This window comes from Bradyrhizobium sp. BR 10261 (genome assembly GCF_019455395.1).
Classification (GTDB): Bacteria; Pseudomonadota; Alphaproteobacteria; order Rhizobiales; family Xanthobacteraceae; genus Bradyrhizobium; species Bradyrhizobium manausense.
The window spans coordinates 107,047-120,118 of record NZ_JACOFQ010000018.1; the positions used below are offsets into that span (position 1 = coordinate 107,047).

Below are 13,072 nucleotides of genomic sequence, written 5' to 3' on the forward strand. Positions count from 1 at the left end.
GCCGCCGCGCAATCGCTCCGGCGGCGGCGTTCTACTGTGCATGGGGTTGTTTTCGAGGGTTTGGTCTGGGTGGCACCGGAACCGGTTCCATTTGGCTCGGACTCTAACGAATAGGATTCCTGGAACCCGCGGGTTCCGAGAATTTTCGCCTGCAAAGTGAGCCAGAGAAACAGGTCTATCGCTATTTGCACGACTGTCTTACGGCCGTCGTGGTGAATCGTTCATACTGGACGGATGGTGCGCTGGAAATCGACCATCCGGGAATTGTCGGCGGAAGCCAGGCTTCATCTCTATGCGCGATCGGTCTCGCGCAGGACAAAGGCGAGCGCGCGCCACATCGGCATCTACGGCGCGTGCGCGCTCATCGCGGTGCTTCTCTTCGGCACGCTCTCGGCGCACCCGTTCTGATCAAGACGCGCGCTTGAACGGCGCAACCTCGATGCCGGCATCCTTCAACGCTTGGCGCAATGTCCGCGCGATCTCGACCGCGCCATGCGTATCGCCGTGGATGCACACCGTGTCCGTGCGCATCTTGATCACCTTGCCTGTGACCGACACCACCGCGCCATCCTGCACCATGCGCACCACGCGCTCCGCGATCGCCTTCGCATCGTGCAGCACCGCGCCCGGCTTCTTGCGCGAGACGAGGTTGCCGTCGTCCTCATAGGCACGGTCGGCAAACACCTCGTGCACCATCGGCAGGTTGGCCGCTTCGCCGGCCTTCACCAGTTTCGAATTGGCGAGCACGACGAAGATCAGGCTGGGATCGACCGCCTTGATGCCGGCGGCGATCGCCTTCGCCGTCATGTCGTCCTCGCAGGCGACATTGGAGAGCGCCCCATGCGCCTTCACATGCGTGACCTTGTGGCCGGCGGCAGTCGCGATCGCCTGCAGCGCACCGATCTGGTAGGCGACGAGGTTCTCGATCTCGGAGGCCTTGAGGCCCGCGATCGGATGCCGGCCGAAGCCGTGCAGGTCGCGATAGCCAGGATGCGCGCCGACCGAGACGCCGCGCGCCTTCGCCAGCTCCACCGTCCGCCGCATGATGTCGGGGTCACCGGCATGGAAGCCGCAGGCGACATTGACCGAGCTTGCGAGCTCGATCATGGCGGCGTCGTTGCCCATCTCCCACGCGCCAAAACCTTCGCCGAGGTCGCAATTGAGATCGATCGTCTTCATGGTTGCTCTCCGCCTTTGGCCTTGTTGTCGCTTACGGCTCCGCCACGACCTGCCAGGTCCCGGCATCCATGGCACTCACCGCATAGCCCGCAACATTGGCATCGCTGAGTGCTTCGATGTTGAGCTCGACCGTGTCGGACGAGCGCAGGCGATCGGGCAGGGTGCGGATCAGCTGCTGAAACTTGCGCGCCTCGTCCTGCGCCTCGGCCATGCTGACCGCCTTGAAGCGGAACGCCGTGCCCGCCGAGGTCTGCGCCAGGCGGCCGACATCCGCCGTGATCACGGTCGCAATCTTCGGATAGCCGCCTGAGGTGCCGCGGTCCATCATCAGCGCGATCGGCGCGCCGTTGCCGGGCACCTGGATGCTGCCGTTGACGGTGCCGTCCGAGACGATGTTATGGCCATGCAGATGTTTTATGGCGGGGCCTTCGAGGCGGTAGCCCATGCGGTCCGAGGTCGCCGAGATCTTCCACTCGCTATCCAGGAACAGCGCCTTGTTGGCGTCGTCGAACTCGTCATCCTGCGGACCCAGCACGACGCGGATCGGGCCGCTCATCGGCTTCGGCAATTCGATCCGCAGCTCCGGCGCGCCGCTCGCGGCATCGACCGCGAATTCGTCACCGGCCTGCAGCGGCCGCGGGTAGGGGCTGCCGAGCCCGGCGCGGGCGTTGACCGCGAGGCTGCCGAACACCTCTTCGCCCTTGATGGCGCCTTCGATCGCGAGATAGGTGAACGCGCCGCCGCGGGCAAAGCCCAGCGTCAACGTCTCGCTGTCCTTCAGTGTGACGGACGTGTCCATCGCCACCGGTTTGCCGGCGATGTCGGCATTGCGCGGTGCGCCTGATATGGCGATGCGCACCGCGCCGTCACGGGCCGTGAAGGTGGCGCCGAACGGGCCGATCTCGACGGCGGCTGCGAACGGCGCGTTGCCAACGAGCGTATTCGCCGCGGCCAGCGCCAGCCGATCCATCGCGCCGCTGACAGTGAGGCCATAGCGCTGTGCGCCGAAGCGGCCGCCGTCCTGGACGGAGCTTGCGGGACCGATGCTGGCGACGATGAGCCGGCTCATGCGTCGACCCGCTCGGCGATGATCTCGCCGGCTTCCGCGGCGCGGTCCAGCTCCTCGAACGTCTTGTGGTCGATCGCAAAAAACGTCACGCGATCGCCGGGCTCGGTGAGGAAGGTCGGATTGCGGTGGAGCTGATAGGTCCTGACCGGCGTGCGGCCGAGCAGGTGCCAGCCGCTCGGCGCGGCCAGGCACTGGATGCCCGCTTGAATGCCGCCGATCGAGATCGTGCCGGCCGGCGTGAACAGCCGCGGGCTCTCTCGCCGCGACATATGCAGCGATTTGTCGAGGCCGCTGAGATAGGACCAGCCCGGCGTGAAACCGATCATGGCGACGCGATAATCGCCGCCGGCGTGGCGGGCGACGATGTCGTCGGGCGTGGTGTTCAGTGCCGTTGCGACATCCTCGAGATCGATGCCGTGCTCGCCGCCATAGGCGACGGGAATGCGCCAGCGCCGCGCCTTGGTGGTCGGCGGCAGCGGTCGGCTGGCGATCGCAAGCAGCTTTCCGCCGAGCGCGTCAAAGCCGATCTTGCCGGGGTCGTAATGCACCAGCAGCGAGCGATAGGTCGGGATCGTCTCGGAGATGCCCTCGATGGGGTGAGCTGCGAGCGCCTTGTCGAGCGCGAGCACGCGCTCATTGGCGGCGTCGTCGATGGTGCGGCTGAACTCGACCGTGACGGCGCTGTCGCCACTGGGCAGAAGGCGGGGCGGGGGAAGCGTCGCGGCCATGAGCTGTCGAATTCGGGCCTTGAGAAAATGCGCGGGCTCGACCCTGAGCTCCGCCTCAACCCTGCTTCGCGTAAATGCGCCCGCAAGTCCAATAAATTAATGCCGGGTGTGGCGATAAAGCGTTGTTATCGTGTCGCATAACCAGCCCGGCTGGGCCGCATTCTTGTCAGGGCTTTGGCCCTTGACGGGAAGCCCCCGGCTCGCAAGATGCGCGCGTTCTTTCCTGCACCTTGGAGCTCGTTCTCGTCCATGTCGCTGTCCCCCGAAGCCCGCAAGACCCTCGCCGGCATCACCACCGCCACCATCACCACGGTCCTGCTGAAGAAGGGCCTGCGCAATGTGTGGATGCGCGGCGCGCGTCCACTGCGCCCGGGCCTGCCGCGCCTGGTGGGACCTGCCTTCACGCTGCGCTTCGTGCCGGCGCGCGAGGATCTGGCGACGCCGGAATCCTGGTCGTCGCCGATCTCGACCCGCACCGCGATCGAGGCGATGCCCGAGGGCTGCATCGCCGTGGTCGATGCCATGGGCATCACCGACGCCGGCATCTTCGGCGACATCCTCTGCGCCCGCATGGTCAAGCGCGGCGTCACCGCGCTCGTCACCGACGGCGTCGTGCGTGACGTCGAGGGCGTGCTCGGTACCAATCTGCCGGTCTGGTGCGACGGCTATGCCGCGCCGCCGTCCGTGGCAGGCCTCACCTTTGTCGGCTGGGGCGAGCCGATCGGCTGCGGCGGCGTCGCCGTATTCCCGAACGACATCGTCGTCGCCGATCAGGACGGCTGTGTGCTGATTCCGGCAGCGATGCTCGACCACGTTCTCGCCGAGGGCGTCGAGCAGGAGCGGATGGAAGCCTGGATCGTCAACGAGGTGAATAACGGCGCGGTGCTGCCGGGCCTCTATCCCATGAACGCCGAGACCAAGGCGCGCTACGCCGCCAGCAAGAAGTAACAGGAAACGAGGACCCCATGGACATCACGCTCGCAGGTGCGCGGCCGACCCGCCGCGCGCCCAAGGAACACTTCACCGGCACCGTGTTGCAGGACCCCATCAACATGGCGCCTGCGCCGGCGCGGCTGAATGTCTCGCGCGTCTCGTTCGAGCCCGGCGCCCGCACCAACTGGCATCACCATCCGCTCGGCCAAACGCTCTACGTGATTTCGGGCGTCGGACGCGTCCAGACCAAAGGGGGCCCTGTCAAGGAAATCCGCCCCGGCGACACCGTCTGGATCCCGCCAGGAGAAGTGCATTGGCACGGCGGCTCGCCAGGCAACAGCATGTGCCATATCGCCATGCAGGAAGCCCTCGACGGCATCTATTCGACCTGGCTCGAGCCGGTGACGGACGCCGAATACGGCGCGCCGCTGGGCTAGAGCGCGCCGCCTACATCCGCTCCGCGGTCCACGTGCCCGAGCACATGGCGCCACGCCATGTGCCGGAGCCGGAGGCACCGCTGAGCCGGCCGGAGCCGACGGCGTGCTTGACGCCGGTGCTCAAGGTGACGTTGATGCTGCCGGCATCGGCGACGCGGCCTGACGCCGTCACCGCCGCGCTGCTCGAGGCGATCTGGCCGTTGTTGATGCCGATCGCGACCGTCGCGCCGTTGCCGCAGGTTTCACTGGACGACGAGATGCGAACATTCCATGTCCCGTCGAAGGTTGGGCCCGCGGCATCCGCCTGCGCGAGCGGGAAGGCGATGGCGATAATGCTGGCGAAGAGACCCTTGCGAAATCTGTTCATGACACGCCCCTTTTGGTTGACCGTGCCGGGATCGTGTCACCGCCGCGGAATCCGCGATGTGAGGACTGTCACGCGCGCCAGCTCCTCTGTGAGCTGACGCACATCCGTCGCAAAGCAAGGGAGCCCGGATCACGGGCCCCCAGTCTTTCTCGAAATTGTCGAACGCGAGCTAGTTCACGCGCGTCCAGGTCTGGCCGCCGCAGAACATGCCGCCAAAGGCGCAGCCTTGCACGCGCAGGCGGTCCGTGCCCCGCAACGTGATGGTCGAATCGTAGGTCGAGCCGCTGTTGGGATCGAGGATGCGGCCTGACCATTTCTGGTCCTTCCCGGGCTTCATGTTGATCAAGACCTGCTCGCCATTCTGGTTCGACTTGCTGTCGACCGAATAGCCGCACAGATTATTGCCGCACTGTTCGATGCGGACCTTGCCTTCCTTCTCCTCGGTGAGCCAGACGCCGAGCGGCGAATTGAGATCGCGCGCGGGCGCGGCTGCGGGAGCTGGCGGTGCGACGGCGGCCTGAACAGGAGGAGAAGCCGGCGCGGGGGCTGGTTGCTGGACCGGTGCCGGTGGCGCGGCGGCGACGGTCGGCGCCGGCGGCGGGGGTGGTACAGGCGGCACTGCGGCCACCGTCGGGGCTGCGCTCGGAGCCGGTTGCGGCGGCGGTACCATGTCTTCGGCCGGAGCTGTGCTGGCGGTTGCTGCCGCAGGTGGAACCGCCGGGGGGGCAGGCGGTGGTGCTGCGGCTGCCGGGGCGGGCGGCGCGGGAGCCTGTTCCGCGGCCGGAGGCGCGGCAACTGGAGCGGGGGCCGGCGCGGGAGCAGCCGGCGTTTGCGGATCGACCTTGGCCTGCTGCGGTGCCTGCAGGTCCTGCTTGGTGTCGTTCTTCTTGGCTTTCTTGGCTTTGCCCTGGCCGGTGTTGTCATACACGCCGGGGATCTGCACCGTGCCGCGGTCCGGATCGATGCGGATGGTGCGCCCGCCATACTCGAACGTGTACTGCGCCTGCGCTGCGGTGCTCGCCAAAAGGAATGCGGCCGTGGCCAACAGCTTCCTCATTTCCATCTCCCGAAAAGCTGGTCCCCGCACCGACGCTTACGCCCCGGTTCACCTGCGAAAAGTGATCTAGATCACTGTCTCCGTGTGAGTCGTCTGCCGGGGGTCCCGGGTTCAATAACGCCGAACTCGGTCGAGAGTTGGACGGGTGGCCCAGCTACTTTTCCGGGCAGCGTGAATCGGCGGCCTCCTCGGCACGGGCGAGGGCCACCACGTTGGCCTTGTCGGTGTGGATCTCGACTGCGCCGAAGAGGCAGGCCTTGTCGCCATTGATCGCGAACACCGAGAGCTCCTGGACTTCACGCTCGTCGTCACCGACCCGGCTCCAGGTCCGGATCACCGCGGCCTTGGGAACGCCGGCGCGCATGATCCACTGCATCTTGTCGCCAAAAGCCTTGCCGGCACCGCGCCATTGCGCCGTCGGTCCTTGTACCTTCTCGATCGCGCGCCTCGGCGCAATCGTGAGCGAGACGATGTTGCCCTCGTCGGCGAAGCGCACGACGTAGCCGGCCGGCCCCGGGCAGGTCCACAGACCGAACCCTTCCCTGGATTGGTCCTTGCAGGCGGGGCCCGTCGCGGGCGTGAAGGGCGTCTGCCCGAATGCGCTGCCGGCTCCCGCCAGCGCGAGTGCGGTCGCCCACGCGATCGTCAGCCGCATGCTAGTCGAACCAGGCGGCGTAGATCTTCTTGTAGCTGCCGTCCTCCATGGAGATGTGCAGCCACTGGTCGACGAAGGCTTTCAGCGCCATGTCGCGCTGCAGCCAGTAAGCCTTCTCCGAGAAGTCGAACGGCTTGTCCGGATGCACCGCGCAGAGCACGCCTGAATTCTGCTTCTGCTGGTAGCGGGTCTCGGAGGCGTCCGTCATCATCAGGTCGGCGTTGCCCTTGGCGATCTCATGGAAGATCTCGGTGTTGTCAGGGAAGACCGTGATATCGGCGTCCTTGATGTTGGCGCGCGCGAAACGCTCGTTGGTCCCGCCGGGATTGACGATGATCCGGGTGCCCTTCTTGTCGATGTCGGCAATGGACTGGTATTTGCCGACGTCGGCGCAGCGCGCGATCGGCGTCTTGCCCTCGCGCATGATCGGGATCGAGAAGTAGCCCTTCTTCTGGCGATCGAGCGTGACGGAGACGCCGCCCATCGCAATGTCGAACTGGTCGGCCTCGAAATCCTTCATCAGCTTCGGCCAGGCTGTCGGCACGAACTCGACCTTGACGCCGAGCGCCTTGCCCAAAGCCTCCGCCATGTCGACGTCGAAGCCGGAGAACTGCTGCGTCGCCTTGTCCAGATAGGTGAAGGGCTTGTAGTCGCCGGTCATGCCGACGCGCAACGTGCCGCGCTTGATGATCTCGTCGAGCCGCGAGGCCGATGCTTGCTGCGCATGCGCCGAAAGGTTTGCCAGCAACATCACGGCCAAAGCCGCCAAGATTCGAACAGATATTCGAAGCGATATTCGAACAGTCATCTCTTTCCCATCCATGCCCAAGCTGTCATTGTGCAACTCGTGGACGTGGATTTAGACCAGATGCCAGTTTCTGGCGAGACGAAATTGAAGGAAATCCCGGCGTGACGATCTCGATGTACGAGGCCTCGGTCGGCCTCTTCGTACCCTATCTGCGCAACCTGTCCGTGCTGCTCGACAAGGGCGCTGCCTATGCCGAGACCCGCAAGTTCAATCCGGCCGTGCTGCTCGGCATGCGGATGGCGCCGAACATGTACGATCTGGCGCAGCAGGTTGGTGAAGCCTGCCGCCATGCCACCGTCGCGCCGGCCTTGCTGGCGCAGTGCGAGCCGGTCGCGCTGCCGCCGCTTGAGCACGACATGGCCGGGCTTCAGGCGCGGATCGCAACCTCAATCGAGTTTATTGAAAGCCTGCCGCGCGCCGACATCGATGCGGCGGCGGAGCTGAGGGTCTTCTTCAAGCTTAAGAACGGGACCGAACTGCCCTTTACCGGGCGGACGCTGCTGCTCACCAACAGCATCCCGCAATTCTTCTTTCACGTTACGACCGCCTACGACCTGTTGCGACACGCGGGCGTCGAGCTGGTGAAGAAGGATTTTTTGGGAAGGAAGTAGGGTCGTGTTTACCTCTCCCCAGCGGGGAGAGGTGTACGGAGAGATTGGCGCAAATAGCCTTACGCCTCGCCCTTGCGCTCGTAATCGGCAAGCGAGCTGCGGCCGGAAATCTCGCTGCGCAAGAGTTCGAAGCGCCGATGCGCTTCGCTCTCGTGTTCGTCGACGAAATGCACGGCGGCCTCGCTGGTCATCGGGCCGCTGACCACGGGAGCGGACTGCTCCCCGATGGTCTCGTGCACGTAATATTGGCCGTCGTCGCCGCGATGGACCGTCCATTTCAGGCGGATCGCCACCATCGGCCCGGGACCGACCTTGCTGTAGCCGTCGGCGTCGGTGTGATCGGGCACCAGCGGCTGCTCCTCGACCACCGGATGCTCGTCATGCTCGTCGACGACATGATGTTCCTCAACAGCCGAGTGCTCACCGACGGCGACCATCTCGGTCTCGCGAATGATCTCGGTTTCACGGACAACAAGGGTCTGTTCGGGGTGCTCGAAAATGCTGGCGATGGTCGCCAGCGCTTGGTCGGTCGGGTCGATCTCTGACAAGGGTCCATCCTCCAGCGCCACGCGGCCGGCAAGTCTGTCCCACTGCCGCCGCGGCCGGATACATTACGCGGGTTCGATTAAGGCTGAGTTGGGGCCCGATCTGCACCAAAATGGGACGCATTTTGGCCTTCCGAAGGCGGTCGGACAGGTCGACCGCCTTCGGATTTGCCTCAGCCGAGCACGTCCTGATTGATGATGTAAAAGCCACCGACAATGGACGACAACGCCGGACAACACTCGGTCAAAAACGTCCATAAATGCCTGATTTTGTTTGAGTGTCATGCATTGTCCGGGGTCATCGCGCACTATCGACAGACAGCACTTTCATGTTACCCCTGCGTTACCCCAATAGAGGAGGCGACGATGGCGAGGGCGCGCGGTCTCACTGTCAAGGCAGTCGAGAACCTCGAAGCAAAGGCAGAACGTTACGAGGTTCCGGACCCAGGCTGCGCCGGTTTGTACCTGCAGGTGCACCCGAGCGGCGCCAAGAGCTGGGCGTATCGATACCGATTTGCCGGAAAGAGCCGCAAGCTTACGCTCGGCACGGCCTACACCGACGCGGGCGTAGAGGTCATCAAGATTGGCGACGCGCGCGATCTCGCTGACGAGGCGCGCGTCGCTGTTGCGAAGCGCGTCGACCCCGCAGAGGTCAAAAAGGCGGAACGCAAGAAGGCCGCGGCTGATGACACGCTGCGCAGTGTCGCCAAGGTGTACCTCGCTCAGCACAAATCTTTGCGGACGATCGGGACGCGCGAGGCTGTTCTTAAGAGGCTGGTCTTCCCGGTGCTCGGTGACCGCGCGATGGAGAGCATCAAGCGCTCAGAGGTAGTGAAGCTTCTCGACGACATCGAGCAGAGCAGGGGGCCGGTGATGTCGGACTACACACTGGCGACAATGCGCCGGCTGTTCAGTTGGCACGCGGTCCGTACCGACGATTTCGTCAGTCCAATCATGAGAGGAATGGCGCGGACCTCAACCAAAGACCGCGCTCGCAAGCGTGTCCTGTCAGACATCGAGCTGCGCGCGCTGTGGCGCGCTGCTAATGAGGCCGGCTTGTTCGGGCAGTACCTCCAATTGCTGCTGCTGACCGCCACGCGGCGCAATGAGGCCGCTGGCCTCCGACGTAGTGAAATGGAGCTAGGCGACTGGACGGTCCCTGCGGCGCGCTACAAAACGAAGGTGGACCATCTGGTCCCGCTGTCGGAGGCTGCGATCGGAATCATCGCTAGGGTGATGAAGGTGGGCAAAGGGGATCTGGTTTTTACGTTGGACGGACAGGCGCCGCTGCGTGGGTGGGGATCTCGCAAGGCCGCATTCGATTGCCTCATGCTGACCCAACTGCGTCAGATAGTTGGGGAAGACGTCAGGCTGGAGCGATGGACCTTGCACGATCTGCGCCGAACAGCGCGGACGCTCATGAGTAGGGCAGGCGTTCTAAGTGATCATGCTGAGCTGTGCCTGGGTCACGTTATCGGCGGAGTTGAGGGTACCTATGATCGCTACGCTTACGTCAAGGAGAAGCGCGAAGCCTTTGCGAAGCTGGCCGATCTGATAGCGACTATCGTTGAGCAACCTCTTGGCAAGGCCTCCGAGACCCCCTTGCCAAGGCCTTGATAAAATTATTGTTTGACCGCTATTGACGGCGGACAGTGACGCAATAATTTAAGGCTCGCTGATTTGCGCGCGAGCTTTCGCAGGGCGAGCGCGCTTCGACTACCACGACCACCAATCAGCATCTGAAACAGCGCTGCCTGAATCGTAGGAACAAGGAGACCACAGCGCGCATCGGAACGACCGTCACGTCAGGCGTGGCGGGCGACGGAGTGACCGTGGTTGCTACGCATAGCGCTGTGCGCACGTCTGTGCGCGTTTCTGATATCGATCCCGAACAGAAGATCCAGATCCGTGGCCTTACCAAGAGGTACGACGTCACGTCGCGGACGATCGATCGTTGGCTGCTGAAGCCTCATCTCGATTTTCCGAAGCCTGTCATGCTGGTGCACGACGCTAGTGGCCGCGTGTCCCATCGGTACTGGCGTCTCGGCGATCTCGAGGAGTGGGATCGACGGCAAGCTGTCAGCAGCGCTGATCGGGCCTGATCCTCACCCCACAAATACAGAACCCCGCCGACGGCAATCAGCGGGGCTTCTGAAATTGAGAGAGCAGGGCACTACCCCCGCTCACAATCTCCATGGCATAGGAGTGCCAAGTGACGACCGACAACATATCTTCTCCATCGGCTCCGCGCAACGGTTCGCCCGAGCTCGACGCGCACAACAAGCTGACCTTCACGAAATTCATCTTCGCCTGGAATAACCAAGTCGAAACCGATCCGCGGACAACAGCACCGGAGTTCCGTCTCGCCTGGGTGCTGAGCCAGCACTTCAACCACAAGACGCGCTCTTGCTATCCGTCCCAAGCTCTTCTCGCTGAACGGCTCGGCGTCTCAGACAGGATGATCAGGCAGTACGTTGCGGGTCTGGTCGAACGCGGGCATTTACGCGTGTGTCATCGCGGTCGGGATAAGACAGCGCTGTACCAAGGCTTGCTCCAAGACCGGAAGGACACTTCCGGTCTTAAAGATGGAAGACCGGAAGCAAACTTCCGGTCAAAGTCTAAACAAGACCGGAAGTCTAGTGTCGCAAGACCGGAAGTTTTGTGCAGCAAGACCGGAAGCACGCTTCCTACAGAACCAATCTCAAGAACCAATCTATCTAACTCAATGCGCGGCGCGCCTTCAGCGCGCCAGCGGGGCACCACTCGTGTTGATAGAGTCGATAGAGAGAGTCTTTCCTTTGATGACGCGCGCAGAAAGCGCGCGAGCGGCGCCATGGGAGTGATGCTCCAATGAACAACAACAGGACCGACAGTCTAAATGACCTTGCAGAGGCGTTCGCCACCTTCGTGAGGCGCGCTCGACGCGCGCCGTTGAGCCGGCGCGAGCGCGAGCGGTTAGTCGACTATGTACGAGCGAACGCTCATCATATTGCGCCTGCGCTAAAGAGCGATCTTGAGGTCAAGGAGACCTCCGCTTGGCAAGATCTGGGCTATAGGTGACGTCGTCATGGGCGCCTCTATGTCTTTGCGAGGCCGCTTAAGCCCTTCCGGTCGAAATTTATTTCATTATCGCCGACCTTAAGCTTCAACCCCGAGGCGTTGCCAACCAACGCTGAGGCTAGATCATCGGCTGCACTCTGGTCCTGAGCGGAACTGTTGCCATAGGTGAAGAGATTTCGAGTTACGCCTTCCAGCAGAGGAGCTGGAATTTCGGAGTGCTGATCTCTTCGCCACTCCATCGCAGTCTCTACGACCCAGCTGGCGCGGTTGATGTCGAGTTCAAATTGCTTCAGCAGGAACTCGGCGGAGGCGTGTTGTTCAAACCACCGGTTCATCCATCGCACATAGAAAAACAACGCGCCGACTAGGGCGATGGTCACGACGCTCTGCTTACCAAACGCCCAAGCGAGCACCGGCCAATCCACCTTTCCAACGTCCAAATTCAGGATGGTGCTCGCCGTGACGACGTTCACACCAAGCAGAATCAGTATCAGCACAATGAGTGCGGCGTGAATCGGCCAGCGCAGGCGGGTTGTCTCAGGTGTCAGCGTGAACTTTTGCTGTCGTTCGATAATCCTCTTGCGTAGCTCGCCAAGCGTCCCACGCCTGGCATGCATGTAGTCTCGATCATCAAGATCTTTGCGACGCTGTTCCAGAGCTTCAGCATCACGGCGCAGTGCCTCCAGCTTGGTCTCCTGTTCCGTCATCAGCCGCTCGCGCTCGGTCGCGATCTCTCCGGCCAGCCTGAGCTTCTCCTGCTCCAAGGCAGTGGTCTGCTCAACAGTCCAATCCGTGATCTTTTCGATCTGCTGCGCGAAGCTGGTCTCTAGTTTTAGGATTGTAGAATGATAAATCGCCTGGAGGTCGTCGATAGACTTGGCTGCAAGTTCATCGCGCTGACTGATGCCTCCAAGCGTGACCCGACGATTAATATGGTCGAGCAGCGCTATACGGGCCTGGGGATCCAGGCCTCCCTGGTTCTCGTTATGATTGATCTCTATTTCATCGTAAAAGGGACTCAGCCGACCGGGCTCTTGATTGCGAATGTAGTAGATATTGAAGTGTTGATAGGTGAGGTTGATGCGGGTGATCAGGTAGCGACCAGGCTCCTTTTCCAACTCGTCTAGAATGGCCTTTTTTTCTCCGGGGTTCCTCAGGTCGACTGAGTCCAGACCTGCGGCTTGCAACATGATATTGGAAGGGGTGTGAATGCCTTCGAGCTCTCGAATGAGGTTCAAGAGCGCCTTGTCATCGAGACGTGGAACTGCTGATTTCGAATTTGCCATAATGGTTCCCTCCGGCGCCCTGTTGTAGGTCGCACGGTTGAACCACCCCATACTCACACGCGTCCGTCCTCAGAATTTTTTTGCTACAGCTGGTCGCAAACCGTAGCCGGCGGGCCTCAGCCCGCCCGGGGCGCCCGGCTGCTCAGTGCCGGTCACCCTTGTCCCCGCTGTCCCCTCGATGTCCCCGCATGATTGTCCCATGTGCCCGGCCGTGCACGATGGCTTAGGTCGCGCACAAAGCAATGGAGTGTGGGGTCGATTCCTACGTGCACCCTCCCGACGCATTGGGGCCGACGCGCCAAGCTTTTTCAGTTACTTGACAGCAGCATCGATCGCG

16 protein-coding genes are annotated in these 13,072 nt (G+C 62.8%); 7 read left to right on the forward strand and 9 right to left on the reverse strand.

Features of this window, described 5'->3' with window-relative positions; all coding sequences use genetic code 11:
• Positions 1-237: 237 nt before the first annotated feature.
• Positions 238-408: a hypothetical protein gene (locus HYH07_RS21545; protein ID WP_220004423.1), complete on the forward strand. Its 171-nt coding sequence runs from the start codon at positions 238-240 to the stop codon at positions 406-408.
• Here the strand turns inward: HYH07_RS21545 and HYH07_RS21550 are convergent, their stop codons facing one another.
• Genes HYH07_RS21550 through pxpB form a run of 3 tightly spaced genes read right to left on the reverse strand, consistent with a single transcriptional unit; the run spans position 409 to position 2,976 of the window.
• Complete coding sequence (locus tag HYH07_RS21550) at positions 409-1,179, reverse strand: LamB/YcsF family protein (protein ID WP_220004372.1); 771 nt, start codon at positions 1,177-1,179, stop codon at positions 409-411.
• Positions 1,180-1,210: 31 nt separating this feature from the next.
• On the reverse strand, positions 1,211-2,248 hold the full coding sequence (locus HYH07_RS21555) for a biotin-dependent carboxyltransferase family protein (RefSeq protein ID WP_220004373.1): 1,038 nt from the start codon (positions 2,246-2,248) through the stop codon (positions 1,211-1,213).
• Positions 2,245-2,976 carry a 5-oxoprolinase subunit PxpB gene (gene pxpB, locus HYH07_RS21560; RefSeq protein ID WP_220004374.1) on the reverse strand — a complete coding sequence of 244 codons (732 nt, stop codon included), beginning with the start codon at positions 2,974-2,976 and terminating at the stop codon, positions 2,245-2,247. The genes HYH07_RS21555 and pxpB overlap by 4 nt, the downstream gene beginning before the upstream one ends.
• 249 nt (positions 2,977-3,225) lie before the next feature.
• Between pxpB and HYH07_RS21565 the strand changes: the two genes are divergently transcribed.
• Both HYH07_RS21565 and HYH07_RS21570 read left to right on the forward strand, forming a co-directional pair.
• Positions 3,226-3,924 (forward strand): ribonuclease activity regulator RraA, encoded by a 699-nt coding sequence (locus tag HYH07_RS21565; protein WP_220004375.1) that lies wholly within the window; start codon positions 3,226-3,228, stop codon positions 3,922-3,924.
• 17 nt (positions 3,925-3,941) lie between these two features.
• Positions 3,942-4,346 carry a cupin domain-containing protein gene (locus tag HYH07_RS21570; protein WP_220004376.1) on the forward strand — a complete coding sequence of 135 codons (405 nt, stop codon included), beginning with the start codon at positions 3,942-3,944 and terminating at the stop codon, positions 4,344-4,346.
• 10 nt (positions 4,347-4,356) lie between these two features.
• On the opposite strand, the gene HYH07_RS21575 is transcribed toward HYH07_RS21570, so the two are convergent.
• The 4 genes from HYH07_RS21575 to HYH07_RS21590 all read right to left on the reverse strand — a co-directional run bounded on the left by HYH07_RS21575 (position 4,357) and on the right by HYH07_RS21590 (position 7,248).
• Positions 4,357-4,713 (reverse strand): hypothetical protein, encoded by a 357-nt coding sequence (locus tag HYH07_RS21575; protein WP_220004377.1) that lies wholly within the window; start codon positions 4,711-4,713, stop codon positions 4,357-4,359.
• Between the two features lie 169 nt (positions 4,714-4,882).
• Complete coding sequence (locus tag HYH07_RS21580) at positions 4,883-5,770, reverse strand: DUF2147 domain-containing protein (protein ID WP_220004378.1); 888 nt, start codon at positions 5,768-5,770, stop codon at positions 4,883-4,885.
• Positions 5,771-5,924: 154 nt separating this feature from the next.
• The gene (locus HYH07_RS21585; protein WP_228749687.1) at positions 5,925-6,425 is read right to left on the reverse strand and encodes a hypothetical protein; all 501 of its coding nucleotides are present in this window, start codon (positions 6,423-6,425) and stop codon (positions 5,925-5,927) included.
• Between the two features lies 1 nt (position 6,426).
• A complete protein-coding gene (locus HYH07_RS21590; RefSeq protein WP_409363904.1) occupies positions 6,427-7,248 on the reverse strand; it encodes a transporter substrate-binding domain-containing protein in 822 nt (273 codons plus the stop codon).
• Positions 7,249-7,346: 98 nt separating this feature from the next.
• On the opposite strand from HYH07_RS21590, the gene HYH07_RS21595 reads away from it, so the two are divergent.
• Positions 7,347-7,844, forward strand: a complete 498-nt coding sequence (locus HYH07_RS21595; protein WP_220004380.1) for a DUF1993 family protein — start codon at positions 7,347-7,349, stop codon at positions 7,842-7,844.
• Positions 7,845-7,903: 59 nt separating this feature from the next.
• Here the strand turns inward: HYH07_RS21595 and HYH07_RS21600 are convergent, their stop codons facing one another.
• Positions 7,904-8,392, reverse strand: a complete 489-nt coding sequence (locus HYH07_RS21600; RefSeq protein WP_220004381.1) for a hypothetical protein — start codon at positions 8,390-8,392, stop codon at positions 7,904-7,906.
• Positions 8,393-8,755: 363 nt separating this feature from the next.
• On the opposite strand from HYH07_RS21600, the gene HYH07_RS21605 reads away from it, so the two are divergent.
• The 3 genes from HYH07_RS21605 (at position 8,756) to HYH07_RS21615 (ending at position 11,243) form a co-directional block, all read left to right on the forward strand.
• Positions 8,756-10,006: a site-specific integrase gene (locus tag HYH07_RS21605; protein WP_220004382.1), complete on the forward strand. Its 1,251-nt coding sequence runs from the start codon at positions 8,756-8,758 to the stop codon at positions 10,004-10,006.
• Positions 10,007-10,215: 209 nt separating this feature from the next.
• Entirely contained in the window at positions 10,216-10,491 is a 276-nt protein-coding gene (locus tag HYH07_RS21610; protein ID WP_220004383.1) for a hypothetical protein, read from the forward strand.
• A gap of 110 nt (positions 10,492-10,601) precedes the next feature.
• Positions 10,602-11,243: a helix-turn-helix domain-containing protein gene (locus HYH07_RS21615; RefSeq protein WP_220004384.1), complete on the forward strand. Its 642-nt coding sequence runs from the start codon at positions 10,602-10,604 to the stop codon at positions 11,241-11,243.
• A 223-nt stretch (positions 11,244-11,466) separates the two neighbouring features.
• On the opposite strand, the gene HYH07_RS21620 is transcribed toward HYH07_RS21615, so the two are convergent.
• A complete protein-coding gene (locus HYH07_RS21620) occupies positions 11,467-12,735 on the reverse strand; it encodes a hypothetical protein (protein ID WP_220004385.1) in 1,269 nt (422 codons plus the stop codon).
• Positions 12,736-13,072 lie beyond the last annotated feature (337 nt).